At 63.2% G+C, this 13,763-nt stretch carries 16 protein-coding genes; 9 read left to right on the plus strand and 7 right to left on the minus strand.

Annotation, left to right across the window (positions count from 1 at the left end):
- Positions 1-16: 16 nt before the first annotated feature.
- The 5 genes from ASD01_RS02890 to ASD01_RS02910 all read right to left on the minus strand — a co-directional run bounded on the left by ASD01_RS02890 (position 17) and on the right by ASD01_RS02910 (position 3,048).
- Positions 17-319: a hypothetical protein gene (locus tag ASD01_RS02890; protein ID WP_034788544.1), complete on the minus strand. Its 303-nt coding sequence runs from the start codon at positions 317-319 to the stop codon at positions 17-19.
- Between the two features lie 116 nt (positions 320-435).
- Positions 436-675, minus strand: a complete 240-nt coding sequence (locus ASD01_RS02895) for a hypothetical protein (protein ID WP_034788197.1) — start codon at positions 673-675, stop codon at positions 436-438.
- A gap of 360 nt (positions 676-1,035) precedes the next feature.
- Positions 1,036-1,311: a metal/formaldehyde-sensitive transcriptional repressor gene (locus ASD01_RS02900; RefSeq protein WP_034788200.1), complete on the minus strand. Its 276-nt coding sequence runs from the start codon at positions 1,309-1,311 to the stop codon at positions 1,036-1,038.
- A 27-nt stretch (positions 1,312-1,338) separates the two neighbouring features.
- On the minus strand, positions 1,339-2,328 hold the full coding sequence (gene dmeF, locus ASD01_RS02905; protein WP_082572759.1) for a CDF family Co(II)/Ni(II) efflux transporter DmeF: 990 nt from the start codon (positions 2,326-2,328) through the stop codon (positions 1,339-1,341).
- Between the two features lie 99 nt (positions 2,329-2,427).
- On the minus strand, positions 2,428-3,048 hold the full coding sequence (locus ASD01_RS02910; protein ID WP_034788203.1) for a DUF1638 domain-containing protein: 621 nt from the start codon (positions 3,046-3,048) through the stop codon (positions 2,428-2,430).
- A 39-nt stretch (positions 3,049-3,087) separates the two neighbouring features.
- Here ASD01_RS02910 and ASD01_RS02915 point away from each other — a divergent pair, with 39 nt between their 5' ends.
- Positions 3,088-3,246 carry an entericidin domain-containing protein gene (locus ASD01_RS02915; RefSeq protein WP_034788206.1) on the plus strand — a complete coding sequence of 53 codons (159 nt, stop codon included), beginning with the start codon at positions 3,088-3,090 and terminating at the stop codon, positions 3,244-3,246.
- A gap of 96 nt (positions 3,247-3,342) precedes the next feature.
- Here ASD01_RS02915 and ASD01_RS02920 read toward each other — a convergent pair whose 3' ends face one another.
- Positions 3,343-4,038 carry a corrinoid protein gene (locus tag ASD01_RS02920; protein WP_034788208.1) on the minus strand — a complete coding sequence of 232 codons (696 nt, stop codon included), beginning with the start codon at positions 4,036-4,038 and terminating at the stop codon, positions 3,343-3,345.
- A gap of 334 nt (positions 4,039-4,372) precedes the next feature.
- Here ASD01_RS02920 and ASD01_RS02925 point away from each other — a divergent pair, with 334 nt between their 5' ends.
- From ASD01_RS02925 to ASD01_RS02950, 6 genes are all read left to right on the plus strand, one after another.
- Positions 4,373-5,947: a trimethylamine methyltransferase family protein gene (locus ASD01_RS02925; RefSeq protein ID WP_034788211.1), complete on the plus strand. Its 1,575-nt coding sequence runs from the start codon at positions 4,373-4,375 to the stop codon at positions 5,945-5,947.
- A gap of 107 nt (positions 5,948-6,054) precedes the next feature.
- Positions 6,055-6,759 carry a 4Fe-4S dicluster domain-containing protein gene (locus ASD01_RS02930; RefSeq protein WP_034788214.1) on the plus strand — a complete coding sequence of 235 codons (705 nt, stop codon included), beginning with the start codon at positions 6,055-6,057 and terminating at the stop codon, positions 6,757-6,759.
- 129 nt (positions 6,760-6,888) lie between these two features.
- Entirely contained in the window at positions 6,889-7,440 is a 552-nt protein-coding gene (locus ASD01_RS02935; RefSeq protein ID WP_134886575.1) for a hypothetical protein, read from the plus strand.
- Positions 7,441-7,530: 90 nt separating this feature from the next.
- Positions 7,531-8,280, plus strand: a complete 750-nt coding sequence (locus tag ASD01_RS02940) for a phosphodiester glycosidase family protein (protein ID WP_034788220.1) — start codon at positions 7,531-7,533, stop codon at positions 8,278-8,280.
- A 133-nt stretch (positions 8,281-8,413) separates the two neighbouring features.
- Positions 8,414-8,941 (plus strand): RNA polymerase sigma factor, encoded by a 528-nt coding sequence (locus tag ASD01_RS02945; protein WP_034788223.1) that lies wholly within the window; start codon positions 8,414-8,416, stop codon positions 8,939-8,941.
- A gap of 2 nt (positions 8,942-8,943) precedes the next feature.
- Entirely contained in the window at positions 8,944-10,986 is a 2,043-nt protein-coding gene (locus ASD01_RS02950) for a vWA domain-containing protein (protein WP_210339005.1), read from the plus strand.
- Between the two features lie 309 nt (positions 10,987-11,295).
- Here ASD01_RS02950 and ASD01_RS02955 read toward each other — a convergent pair whose 3' ends face one another.
- Positions 11,296-11,643 (minus strand): hypothetical protein, encoded by a 348-nt coding sequence (locus tag ASD01_RS02955; RefSeq protein WP_034788228.1) that lies wholly within the window; start codon positions 11,641-11,643, stop codon positions 11,296-11,298.
- A gap of 206 nt (positions 11,644-11,849) precedes the next feature.
- Between ASD01_RS02955 and ASD01_RS02960 the strand changes: the two genes are divergently transcribed.
- The gene (locus ASD01_RS02960) at positions 11,850-12,485 is read left to right on the plus strand and encodes a helix-turn-helix transcriptional regulator (protein ID WP_034788230.1); all 636 of its coding nucleotides are present in this window, start codon (positions 11,850-11,852) and stop codon (positions 12,483-12,485) included.
- A 104-nt stretch (positions 12,486-12,589) separates the two neighbouring features.
- On the plus strand, positions 12,590-13,720 hold the full coding sequence (locus ASD01_RS02965) for an aminotransferase class I/II-fold pyridoxal phosphate-dependent enzyme (RefSeq protein ID WP_034788233.1): 1,131 nt from the start codon (positions 12,590-12,592) through the stop codon (positions 13,718-13,720).
- Positions 13,721-13,763 lie beyond the last annotated feature (43 nt).

Raw genomic sequence — 13,763 nt, forward strand, 5'->3', positions numbered from 1 at the left:
AACCCACGATGGTGGCTCAGCGGGGCACGCTGCCGGTCTTTCGATCAACTGCAGCCTGTCTGAATTGCTCATAAGGCGCCGGACGGGAAGGGGCCCTCGGAAACTCCGCGGCAGTGCCCGGCTCGGCCAGCGCCGCCTCCGGAGTGGCGTGGCTGTCGACGCCGCTTTCAAGTGCCGCAATCAGGAAGCGCGTGGCGGCAAGCCGTCCGCCCGGGTCTGCCGTCGTGGTCGTTCCGTAGTAGCCGGCAGCGGCGAGTACCTCGACCAGAAGGCTGAGGTCGTCGGAGTGAAGATAATGTTCTGGATTGCTGGAAGACATTGCGTCCTCCTTTGGTTGGGGCCCAGGCACGAAGGCCCGTAGGCGACGGCGCCCGCTTCAATCGCCGTCGATAAAGCACCCTGCACGCGTTGTCGCGCCAGCGCAACGAACTTCACTCAAGCACCGGGAGGTTGTTTTGGCCGAGCGCGCGTTTCGCTTCGTCGCCCGTCGCCCGTCGCTGTGCTTTGCGCATCCGTCGCATGCGCCAGATCGAGCCTGCGCGGGCCGACTTTTGCGAAGATGTCGCGCGCTGCCAGCGGTGCCAAGTGATAGGCCAGAATGAATTCTTCGAGATCGTAGACCGCATCCCAGCCATGAAGCAGTCTCTTTTTGTCGTGCGTAAAATTCTTGGTCATGGGACGCTCCCGCGTTCTGGCTCCGTGCTTGGCGCAAAGACGGCCAATTGTCAGGCGGCTGAGGAAGCGTCAGGGATGAGTCACGCCAGCTAAACGGGCTGGCGCGAACATGGTTTCAAATTGAGAGTTCAGACGGCGAAGGAGGGGACCTGCTGGCAATGAGGGGGCCCGGGCGGAAGCCGGATCGTCGGCCTCTGACGGAACGTGATCACCGACGATCAGTTGCCGCCGGAAGCGTGCGGCCGGCAGGACTTCGCGGTCAATCTGTGAGCTGGCAGAAAGCATGACCGGTCGCCATCGCCGAGCACAGCATGGTTCTCGGCGGCAACGGTGACCTTGGCAAAGTGCGCGGCAGCGACGCTATTTCAGGTAGGCGCGCACCACATCCACCAGTTCGGCCGCCGCTTCCTCCCGGTCCTTCTGCGACAGCTCGGCTGCGGCGACATGCATGTGGATATGGTCTTCGACCACTTCCGCCATCAGCCCGTTGACCGCGCCGCGTATGCCGGCGATCACCTGCATGACCTCGGCGCAGCCCTTCTCCTCCTCCAGCATCCGCTCGACCGCCTCCATCTGGCCGCGCAGGCGCCGTACCCTGTTGATGAGCTTCTGCTTCTCGCGGATGGTATGGGTCATCGCAAACTCCGGTTTCGGGCGCCGCCGCTATGCGGCCCGTGGTTCCACCTCCACGGTCACATGCGACAAATCGTGAATGGCGGCAAGCTTTTCGCGATAATAGGACGGTGCCCGCGGGTTGTCGGCGACGAGCGAGACGATTGCACCGTGGTGGCCGGGCCCGAGTTGCCAGACGTGCAGATCGACGATCTCGGCGTCTTCCCTGGCGACGATCTCGCCGATCTCGTCCGGCAGGTCTTCGCCATCGGGGATATAGTCGAGCAATGTCGCGCCTGTATCGCGAATGAGGCCGAAGGACCAGCGCGCAATGACAAGTGCGCCGACGATGCCCATGGCGGGATCGAGCCACAGCCAGCCATAGATTGCGCCGAGACCAAGGGCGACGATGGCGAGGACCGAGGTCAGCGCGTCGGCAAGCACGTGTAGATAGGCGGCGCGCAGGTTACGATCCTGCCCACCATGGTGCCCATGGTGGTGGCGGTGATGATCGTGGTGATGATGGCCGTGATCGTCCTTCAAGAGCCAGGCGCAGACGAGATTGACGATGAGGCCGGCAACAGCGACGAGGATCGCCTCGCTGAAATCGATCGTCACCGGAGCGTGGAGGCGGCGCAGGCTCTCCCAGCCGATCAGAAGCGCGATCAGGGCCAGCACGATGGCGCTCGAAAAGCCGGCGAGGTCCCCGAGCTTTCCCGTGCCGAAGGTAAAGCGGCGATTGTTCGAATGCTTGCGTGCATAGAGATAGGCAAGCGCTGCGATCAGCATCGCGGCCGCATGGGTCGACATGTGCCAGCCATCGGCAACCAGCGCCATCGAGCCGAAGATCTGACCTGCTGCGATCTCGATCACCATCATCGTTGCGGTCACCGCGATGACAATCCAGGTCCGCCGCTCGTTGCGCTCGTGATTGCCGCCGAGGAAGACGTGATCATGGCTGGCCGCGAGCACGCGCGCGTCGTCATGCGAATGCCCGTGGTGTCCGTGGTGGTGATGATGGTCGCGGTCGTGATTGCCCATGTCGATGCCTCCAATATTATATAGGGGGGTACCCTATATTGGATTCGACGTAAAGTCTCTGTTTCGGGTCTGCGATTTCAGCTTGATGATGTCGCTAATTCACGCCGTCAGCAGCGACCCCGTCAGATCGCCGTAACCGGTAAAGCGATATTCGTATTCGAGCCCGAGCCGCTCGGCGGCCTTCCTCGCCTTCTCCTGCAAGCCTTCATCCTCCTGCTGCGAGAGATAGACGAGCTTGCGGTAGTGGCCGAAATACATGTCCCGGAGCTCCGGGTGCCGGTTGAGGCCGAGCGGTTCGATGACGAAGGCCTCGAACTGGCGGGCGAGAAAGTCGGTGAGGAAGAAGGCGGTGAGGTCGTCGTCCCAACGGCGGGCGAAATCATCGTTGCCGGCAAAGAAGGAGTAACAGTGCGGACCGGGGATACGCTCGACCTTTTCCTCCTCCAGAAGTCGGTCGAGCTGGCCGCCGGTGCCGCAGTCGGCATAGGCGACGAAGATGCGCTCGAAGCCTTCGGCGCGGGCCTTGGCAATGGCGTCGCGAATTCCCGGGGTGATCTTGTCGGGCGTGTTGTGCCAGATGGCGGGCAGACAGTTGAGGTCGATATGGCCAAGCCCGTTCGCCTCGCAGATCGCCAGGATTTCGCGGGCGATGGCGCCGCAACCGATCACGTGAACTTTTTCCGGTTGTGCACGTTCTATTGCGGGCGATACTTTTTCCATCTTGATTCCATGTGGCTATCAGCGGGAAGGACCCTGACCATGACAGTAAAGACCCTTGCAACCGTCGGCGCCGTTCTCGTCGCCCTTTCGACGCTTACCGCCTGCGGCAACACCATCCGCGGGATCGGACAGGATACCGCAAACACGGTCAACGCGACACAGTCGGCCGGCAAGAAGGTGGCAAACTCCGTCAACTAACCCGGCAAACCTGCCAGGCACGCTCGCCAGACATAGGAAAGCCGGCCGCGGATTTCACCCACGCGGCCGGCTTTGTCATTTCGGACTGTCCAAAGCTCAGCCGGCCAGGCGGTTGTGCTTGCGCTTCATGAAGTCCTTGGCGGTTTCGACCGCAATCGCCGCATCGCGGCAATAGGCATCGGCACCGACGGCCTTGCCGAATTCCTCGTTCAGCGGCGCACCGCCGACGAGAACGACGTAGTCGTCGCGCAGGCCCTTTTCCTTGAGCGTGTCGATGACGACCTTCATGTAGGGCATGGTGGTGGTCAGAAGCGCGGACATGCCGAGAATATCCGGCTGCTCGCGCTCGATCGCTTCGAGATAGTTTTCGACCGGGTTGTTGATGCCGAGGTCGACGACGTCGAAGCCCGCACCTTCCATCATCATGCCGACGAGGTTCTTGCCGATGTCGTGAATGTCGCCCTTGACGGTGCCGATCACCATCTTGCCGAGCTTCGGCGCGCCGGTTTCGGCGAGAAGCGGGCGCAGGATGGTCATGCCGGCCTTCATGGCGTTGGCCGAGAGCAGCACTTCCGGCACGAACAGGATGCCATCGCGGAAGTCGATGCCGACGATGCGCATGCCTTCGACCAGCGCCTGGGTCAGGACGTCGTAAGGCGTCCAGCCGCGCTTGAGCAGGATGTTGGTCCCGTCCTCGATTTCCTCCTTCAGGCCGTCATAGAGGTCGTCGTGCATCTGCTGCACGAGTTCTTCGTCGGAAAGGTCCTCGAGAATGATTTCATCGTCTGCCATATTGGGGTTCCTCGGTTCCTGGCACGGTCGCGCGAAATTTTCGGACGCGTCCATCAATCCATAGCGGTCGATGTCTAAAAATCTGTTTTCGAAAGCGACGTCGCATATGACAAAAAGCGACGGGAGGGCGGCTTCTTTTGCCGCCTGTATATTCTTAACAAAAACAATATATTCGCGCCACGCGGTTTTTGCGCCCCCTTGTCGCCGCTCGGCAGTGTTCGAGTTGCGCCATGCCTTGGCGCATTGAGACCCGCAAGGCCCCCGATGCTTGGTAGCATTAAGGTCAAATGATGCTTGAAGGCGCAAAAAGTGATGCGCGGGAGAGGAAAAGCGAATGAGCGACGTGACAGATCAGGGCGCGGTTGAAGGCGGCGGTCGCCGCGCACGCGGCGAGGGACGGGGAGCAGCAGCAAGGCGCGCATCGCGCACCGGCGGCGGCCCGGGGCCGTCTTTGCCCTATATCCAGCGCAAGATTCGCGAATACGAGGTGCTCGACGAGGAAGGCCTGCAGCTGATCGAGCGCAATGCCGATACGATCCTCGAGGAAATCGGCATCGAGTTCCGTGACGACGCCGAGGCGCTCGAACTCTGGAAGCAGGCCGGCGCCGACGTGCGCGGCCAGCGCGTGCATTTCCCCAAGGGTCTCTGCCGCGAGCTTCTGAAAACGGCACCCTCCGAATTCACCTGGCATGCCCGCAACCCGGAGCGCAGCGCCCAGGTCGGCGGCAAGGCGACGATCTTCGCGCCGGTCTACGGCCCGCCCTTCGTGCGCGATCTGGAAGGCAACCGCCGCTATGCGACGATCGAGGATTTCCGCAACTTCGTGAAGCTCGCCTATATGGCGCCGTCGATGCACTCGTCCGGCGGCACGGTCTGCGAGCCGGTCGACATCCCCGTCAACAAGCGCCACCTCGATATGGTCTACAGCCATATCAAATATTCCGACAAACCCTTCATGGGCTCGGTGACGGCGCCGGAGCGGGCGGAAGACACGATCGCCATGGCGAAGATCGTCTTCGGCGACGACTTCGTCGAAAACAACTGCGTTACGCTGAACCTCATCAACGCCAACTCGCCGATGGTCTTCGACGAGACGATGGTGGGGGCGCTGAAGGTCTATGCGCGCCATAACCAGGCCTGCGTGCTCTCGCCCTTCATCCTGTCGGGCGCCATGAGCCCGGTGACGGTTGCCGGCACGCTGACGCAGATTCTCGCCGAAGTTCTCGCCGGCGCCTCCTTCACCCAGCTGATCCGCAAGGGCGCGCCGGTGCTGTTCGGCACCTTCGCCGCCTCGATCTCGATGCAGTCGGGCGCGCCGACCTTCGGTACGCCGGAGCCGTCGCTGGTCTCCTACGGTGCCGCCCAGCTCGCCCGTCGCCTGAAGCTTCCCTTCCGCACCGGCGGCTCGCTCTGCGGCTCCAAGGTTCCGGACGCCCAGGCAGCGCACGAATCGGCCAATACGCTGAACATGACGCTTCTTGCCGGCACCAATTTCGTGCTGCATGCGGCAGGCTGGCTCGAAGGCGGTCTGATCTCGTCCTACGAGAAGTTCATGATCGACCAGGACCAGCTCGGCATGATGCAGAAGATGGCCGAAGGCGTTGACCTCTCGGAAAACGCCCAGGCGCTCGACGCGATCCGCGAAGTCGGCCCGGGCAGCCACTATCTCGGCTGCGCCCACACCCAGGCCAACTTCCAGACGGCCTTCTACCGTTCGCCGCTTGCCGACAACAATTCCTTCGAACAGTGGGAGGTGGAAGGCGAAAAGCGCATCGAGCAGCGCGCCAATGCGCTTTGCCGCAGTTGGCTGGAGCATTACGAGGCGCCTTACCTCGATCCCGAGATCGACGAAAAGCTGAAGGCGTTCATCGCCAGCCGCAAGGACTCGATGCCGGACGCTTTCACCTGAAAGGGTCCCGAGCGAGCCAGGGAGCAAGGCGGCGCGGCGCAGGTGGCCGACATGATCCAGAAGGAGGTCTGGCGCCCGCATTACGAACACCAGGGGCCGAAACCGAAATGACGGCGCCCTCCGCGACAGCGGACAAGACAATCGAAACGATCCGTGCGGCGCTGGCGCCGCACGGTCTTTTTTTGCGCGGAACCGTGAATTTCGCCTCCGGTGAGGTCGCACCGCTGCTCGTCGATGGCCGCCTGGCGGCAAGCGTGGTGCTGATTGGCAATATCGGCGGTTCGCTGTGGCAGCCGTTCAGCGCGTGGCGGCAAGCCCGGTCGGATGGCGGCGGCGCCGATCCGCTCGACAATTGGTCGAAGGCCGTCATCAATCCGGTCGCCGGCGAGCAGGGGGCGACCGCCTTCTTTCCGTCGGATCCCCCGTGGCAGCCGTTCCAGCAGTGGGCGATGAGGGCCGAAGGCCTGAAACCGTCGCCGCTGGGCATTCTCATCCATTCGCGTTTCGGCCTGTGGCACGGTTACCGCGGCGCACTTGCTTTCGGTATCCCGCTTGGCGAGACAGGTGAAGCGAGCGCCAGCCACCCTTGCGACCACTGTCTCGAAAAGCCGTGCATCTCGGGCTGTCCGGCGTCGGCGCTTGCAGGGGAACGCTTCGATGTCGGGCGTTGTCGCGGCCACCTGCGCACGGACGCGGGCAGGGCGGGCTGCCTTGCGAATGGCTGTCTGTCGCGCGCTGCCTGTCCCGTCGGGAGCCAATATCGCTACCCGCCCGAGCAGTTGCGCTTCCATATGTCTGCGCTTGAAGTGTGAGCGCCGGTCTCCACTCTGGCGCGCAAAGATGGTGCAAATCTCCAAAATGACTAAAATTGGAGGTGTCGTGGAAAGGTAATATTATCGAATTTATAACGATCTGGACGGCGTGGCGTTGGAGTCCATCGTATGAGAGGTAGCCCAGTCGTATCCGTGAGCAACTATCCTCCGCACCTGTCGCGCGAGGACGTGCAAGCGCAGATATCTCGGCTTGACAGTATTCACGCGGCCAACAGCCAGGTTTTGGGGGACGCTTTCAAGCGCCTGCTGGCGATCGGCGCCGGCCATGCGGCCGTCATCACCGCCTGCATTGCCGGCTTCGATGCGCTGGTGGACCGCTCGGTTCTCACCGGCGATCTTCTGCCCGATGCCATCGACATCCTCAGAAAATTTGCGCTGACCGTCAGCGCGCTCGGCCTGTTCCTCACGTTCTGGGCGATCGGCAACAATTACGGCGAGGTCCAGAAAGAAGCGAGGCGCCATGCGGTGAAGGTGGCAACGACGCTCAGAGAGAAGCGGCTGCTTTTGTCGCTGTCGCAGGATGTGCTGAACCGCGATCCCAAATCCTATCTGCTTGCAGGCGTCGGCGGCTTTGCCTGCCTTTGCGCGATCTTCGGCCTTGCAAGTCTCGCCGGCATCGCCGGTCTCGTCACCACCATGGCGGCGATCGTCGGCGGCTAGTCGCCAAGCGTATAATTTCGCCTGTGCCCGCGCCAGAATAAGCCGCAATCTCAGGCATGCTTGGCGGCTGATTCGATTGGACCTTTCGCCATGCCGCTTTTTCCAAAACCCTTTCTCGTCGGTGCCGTTCTTTCGGCCGGTCTTGCCGGGCCTGCGCTCGCCGCCTGCCGCGATGTCAGCCATCTTGGCCAGGACTATGTCGCCTGCAGCTTCGATCCGGCGACAACCGATATCCGCCTCTACAACAAGGACCAGGCGGGCGTGCCCTTCCGCTCCTTCCGGGCGCTGTCGCTCGAACTGCGCCATCGCGAAGAATACATGAGCTTCGCCATGAACGGCGGCATGTATCACGACGATCTGTCGCCGGTCGGCCTGCATATCGAGGAGGGGCGCGAGCAGGCGCCGCTCAACACCAATTCCGGCTGGGGCAATTTCCACCTTTTGCCGAACGGGGTGTTTTATGTCGACGACGGCAAAGCGGGGGTAATGGCGGCGGACGCCTATCGCGACGCCAGGCTCACGCCGCGATTTGCCACGCAATCCGGGCCGATGCTGGTCATCGACGGCAAGCTGCATCCGCGCTTCCTGCCCGACAGCACCAGTTACAAGACCCGCAACGGCGTCGGCGTGACGGCCGAGGGCGAGGTGGTTTTCGTCGTCTCGAAGCGGCCGGTGCGGTTCCACGATTTCGCGACGCTGTTTCGCGATACATTGGATTGCCCCAATGCGCTCTTCCTCGACGGCACGATTTCGAGCGTCTATGCGCCTGATATCAACCGCCACGATCGGCTGTTTCCGATGGGGCCGATCATCGCCGTCGTCGGAAAATTTCCACGCTGACTTTCCTTGGGCGCGGGATTCGGGCGGAAAACCGCACACTTTTCCTCCTCCCCCGAAAAAAATGTGCCGCCCACCCAAGGAACGGGCAGCCTGCAACGTCTAAGGTTCAAATGAGGTGAGGGCGGGCACGGATTTGGACGCTGAACTCGTCGAAAAGGCGGTGGATGGAGACCGACAGGCTTTTGGCCAGCTGGTCGAGCGACACTATGATTTTGTCCATGCGGTCGCCTGGCGATGGTCCGGAAACGTCTCTGACGCAGAGGACATCGCCCAGGATGTCTGCCTGAGGCTGGGTGCCGCCATTCGCGGCTTTCGCGGCACCAGCCGGTTTCGCACCTGGCTCTATACGCTGACGTTGAACGCCGCGCGCGACCATAGGCGGCGGCAGGTACGCGATAACAGCCGCCTGCAGGCCTATGCCAGCGAGCAGGCGACGGCAGCGCCCCCTCAGGATCCCGACGAAGAGCAGCGCGAGGCGCTCTGGGCCGCGGTCCGGGAACTGCCGGAAAAGCAGTGCGATGCGGTGCTGCTCGTTTATGCCGAAGGCTTGAGCCATGCGGCGGCCGCCGACGTGCTTGGCTGTTCGGAGGCAACCATATCCTGGCATGTGCATGAAGCGCGCAAGCGCCTGAAGACATTGCTCGGCAAGGAGGCAGTGTGACCATGAGCGACGATTTCGAAAAGCTTGGCCGGATGAACCCGCCGAAGGCTTCTGCGGAAGCGCGCGCCCGTGCGCTCGCCTTGGCCATGCAGGCCTTCGACGAGCCGCAAGAAAATTCGAATGCCACCCAAGGATCGGTTCGGCCGGTTCGTCAAAGCTCCATCTTCAACCGGATATGGAGCCCCATCATGAACCGGAAACTGCTTGCAGGATCGGCACTGGCAACCCTTTTCGTCGTGCCCGCCGCCGCTTTCCTGACGTTTGAACTCACGCGCGACGGTGCGCCCTTCGGCGAGCGGGCGCAGGAGGTTGCGCTGAAGGGTGAACTCACCAAGGAAGAGGCGCGGCAAAAGCCGGAGCCCCAGGTCGCCGCCAGGAAGGCGGCCGCCGACGAACGCGCGCGCCAGCAGGAAGCGAAAACCGTGGAGGTGCCCGCGACCGTAGAGGCCGAGAGCGAGGCTGCGGCTCCTGCCGCGCAGGCCGATGCGATGGCCAACAGTGTTGCGCGCGACAGCGTCGCTCCGCTCTCGGCCGTCGGCGGTGCGCAGCCGCAGATGACATACCTGCCAGCGCCCACGATTCAGGATGAGATGCAGCCGGCACCCGTGGAAAACCGCGAGCGCTTCGGCAAGGCCGACAGCAATCCGGTGAAGAGCGTTGCGACCGATCCGGTCTCGACCTTCTCGGTCGACGTCGACACGGCATCCTATGCTTTCGTGCGCCGTTCGTTGATGGAAGGGCAGATGCCCGAGCGCGACGCCGTGCGGGTCGAGGAGATGGTCAACTACTTTCCCTATGACTGGCCGAGGCCGGCAAGCGCTGCCGAACCCTTCAAGGCGACGGTGACGCTGACGCCGACGCCGTGGAATGGTGGCACGCGGCTGATGCATGTGGCGATCAAGGGTTACGACGTCGTGCCGGCGGAAGCGCCGAAGGCGAACCTCGTCTTCCTGATCGACGTATCGGGCTCGATGGACGAGCCCGACAAGCTGCCGCTCTTGAAAGGCGCTTTCCGGCTGCTGGTCGAGAAGCTGAAGCCCGAGGATACGGTCTCGATCGTCACCTATGCCGGCAACGCCGGAACAGTACTGGAGCCGACATCGGTCAAGGACAAGGCGAAGATCCTCCAGGCGATTGACACCTTGCAGCCCGGCGGCTCGACCGCCGGTGCGGAAGGGATCGACGCGGCCTACGGGCTTGCCGAGAAGGCCTTCGTCAAGGGCGGGGTCAACCGCATCATGCTGGCGACGGATGGTGACTTCAATGTCGGCCCGTCGAGCGACGAGGACCTGAAGCGGCTGATCGAGGAGAAGCGCAAGAGCGGCATCTTCCTCTCCGTGCTCGGCTTCGGCCGCGGCAATTATAACGACGCGCTGATGCAGACGATCGCCCAGAACGGCAACGGCACGGCCGCCTATATCGATACTCTGGCCGAGGCGCAGAAGACGCTGGTGGAGGAGGCGGGGTCCTCGCTCTTCCCGATCGCCAAGGACGTCAAGCTGCAGGTGGAGTTCAATCCGGCCGCGATCGCCGAATACCGGCTGATCGGCTACGAGACACGCGCCTTGAAGCGCGAGGACTTCAACAACGACAAGGTGGACGCCGGCGACATCGGTTCCGGTCACAGCGTGACGGCGATCTACGAGGTGACGCCGAAGGGCAGCCCGGCGGTGCTCAACGACGACCTGCGCTATGCAGAGGCGGAAAAGTCGGTGGCAGAGGCAAGCCCGAACAGCGGCGAACTTGCCTTCCTGAAGATCCGCTACAAGAAGCCGGACGGCGACAAGAGCGAGTTGATCACCACGCCGGTGACCGAGTCGAATGCGGTGCCGTCGCTCGCCGAGGCGTCCAATGACGTGCGCTTCTCGGTGGCAGTGGCGGCCTTCGGGCAGAAGCTTGCAGGCGTGACGGCGCTCGGCGACTATTCCTATGACGCAGTCATCGATCTCGCCGCAGCCGCCAAGGGCGCCGATCCGTTCGGCTATCGCAGCGAATTCGTCAATCTGGTGCGGCTCTCCAAGGGGCTCGGCGGTTCCGGCAAGTGATGTCGACGGGGGGCAGCCCTCATCCGCGCGGTGAGGGGGTGCCCCTCATCTACGCGGTGAGGATGCCCCTCATCCGCGCGTGGTCAGGGTTTGCCCCTCATCCGCCTGCCGGCACCTCTCCCCGTTATGACGGGGAGAGGCGAACAAGTGGCAACCGTTTCGCCCATCGTGAAGGCTGAGATTGTCGCTGACGTTGAGGCCTGGCACCGGAGGGTGCGCCTAGCGGCTCTCTCCCCGCCTGCGGGGAGAGATGTCCGGCAGGACAGTGAGGGGGCACCCGTCACGCGCGAGCGTCGATCCCCTGTCGCCTCAAGCCTTCGGAAAGGCGCGTTCCAGCCCACCCGCCTTCGACAGGCCCGCCTTGAACGCCTGGTAGGCCGCATGCTGGCTGGAGCGGCCGGCTTCCATCAGGCGCATTTGCAGCCGCGCCGGTGCATGGCTGCCGAGCCACTGGCCGAGCTTTTCGAGTTTCAGCGAATTCAGGAACTTCGCCTCCGAGGCGATGTCGAGGTGGCGGTAGAGGCCGTCCATCAGGCGCTCGTCCTGCTCGGGGTTTTCCATCAGCAGGCGCAGGAAGGACTGGTCGGCTTCGCTGAAACTCCCGAATTTTTCGGCGACCGTGTCCCGGTCGGGAAAGGAGGCTGGGCCGGCGTTCATGTCACTGTCTCCCGTCTGCGGCCGCGCGGTGCGTTCTGCGGGACGCAAAGGCGCGGTGTGGCACGTTGAACCGCTGCAAAGCAGCGAATCTCTCTTTCATCGGGGATAGGCCAGCGGTCACGGGTGCGCAAGCGGTGGCGAATATGCAGATATTGAACATATAGTCCAATATTGACAATTAATCCAACTATGGGCATATGCGAGCCATGACCATAGCACCCGCCTTCACCTCGATCCTTGCAACGCACGCGCCGACGGCGGCTGCGATCAGCGCGCTTCTTTATCCGCATGGGGAGGTTGTGCTGCATGATCTCCGAACCGGTACGATCGCGGGGATCTGGAACTGTTTCTCCGGTCGCGCGGTCGGCGAAGATTCGCTGATCGAAGAGGAATTTTCAGCCCTCGGCAGCACTGAAGCGGTGCTCGGGCCCTATGAGAAGACCGGTGCGGATGGCCGGCGCTTCAAGTCGATCTCAGCCGTTCTGCGCGACGGGACGGGCGACGCGGTCGGCCTGCTTTGCATCAATCTCGACATGTCGATGATCGATCAGGCGGTGAAGCTGCTCTCGGCTTTCGCCGGCGCCGAGCAGCCGAAGCCGCAGGCGCTGTTTTCGCGCGACTGGCGCGAGGAGATCAACGCGACCCTGCATGGCTGGCTGAAGGAGCGGGGGCTGGCGCTCTCGGCGCTCAAGCGCGGCGATCGCGTGGCGCTGGTGGCAGCGCTCGACGAACGCGGTCTCTTCCAGACGCGCAACGCGGTCGATCACCTTGCCAGCCTCATCGGCGCCTCGCGCGCGTCGATCTACAACTATCTCGCTGCGGCCCGCGGCGAGGCGCCCTGATTGCTGCGCGCAATATTTCGGACAGAGACCGCTTCGCGGCTCTTCGGATTTGCCTGACCCATAACCGTTCGCGTGCGCCTCAGCCGCGAGAGGAGGAAATATCCATGACGACCTTGCCCGATTTCCGGCTCGAAACCCATTTCTCCCGCTGGGAGTTCAGCGCCCGCCACCATATGACCGCAAGCGACAGCCAGACGACCAGCATGAGCGATCTTCTGGCGCTTGCCGACGCGGAGGACCGCGCCGCCTGGGACAACATCACGCTCGGCTATACCGAGACCTATGGCGCACCGGCGCTGAGGGCAGCGATCGCTGCGACCTATGAAGGGCTGACGGCTGCCGATATCCTCTGCTTTGCCGGCGCGGAGGAGGGGCTTTATTGCGCCATGCTGGCGCTGCTCGGGCCGGCCGACCACGCGATCGTGACGGTGCCGAACTACCAGTCGATGGAGACCCTGCCGGTGACGATCGCCGGCGCGGTGACCGGCGTGCCGCTTCGCCCCGAAAACAATTGGCGGCTGGATATCGCCGACGTGCGCGCGGCGTTGAAACCCAACACGAAGCTGATCTGTGTGAATTTCCCCAACAATCCGACCGGCGCCATTGCCGACCAGGAAGCCTTCGCGGCGCTCGCCAAGCTCTGCGCGGAGCGCGGCATTCATCTCTTCAGCGACGAGGTCTATCGCGGGCTGGAGCGTGACGCCTCGCTGCGCCTGCCGCAGGCGGCCGAACTTTTTGACCGTGGAATCTCGCTGAATGTCATGTCCAAGGCCTATGGCCTGCCGGGCCTGAGGATCGGCTGGATCGCCTGCCGCGACCATGCGCTTCTCGAACGCATGGAGAAGATGAAGCACTATCTGTCGATCTGCAATTCGCGGCCGTCGGAAGTGCTGGCGACAATCGCGCTCAAGGGGCGTGCCGTTATCCTCGATCGCAACCGGGCGCTCGTTGCCGCCAATCTCGAGAGGCTCGGCGCCTTCTTTGCGGAATTCCCGGATCTCTATGAGTGGCGGGCACCTGACGGGGGCTGCGTCGGCTTTGCCCGCTATCTCGGTGCCGATGGCGTCGAGAGCCATTGCCGGGGGCTGGTGGAGGAGGCTGGCGTGCTGCTCTTGCCGTCGAGCCTCTTTGTATCCGATCTGCTGCCGGTCGCCACCGATCGCTTCCGCGTCGGTTTCGGCCGCAAGGATATCGAGGTCGGGCTCGATGCCTGGCGCCGGCATATTCGGCGATAGCCCCAGTGTCGCCATCTTCGGCCTGCTAGTTACCCGCAGGTCC

Source organism: Ensifer sp. Root423 (assembly GCF_001426275.1).
In the GTDB taxonomy this organism is placed as follows: domain Bacteria; phylum Pseudomonadota; class Alphaproteobacteria; order Rhizobiales; family Rhizobiaceae; genus Ensifer; species Ensifer adhaerens.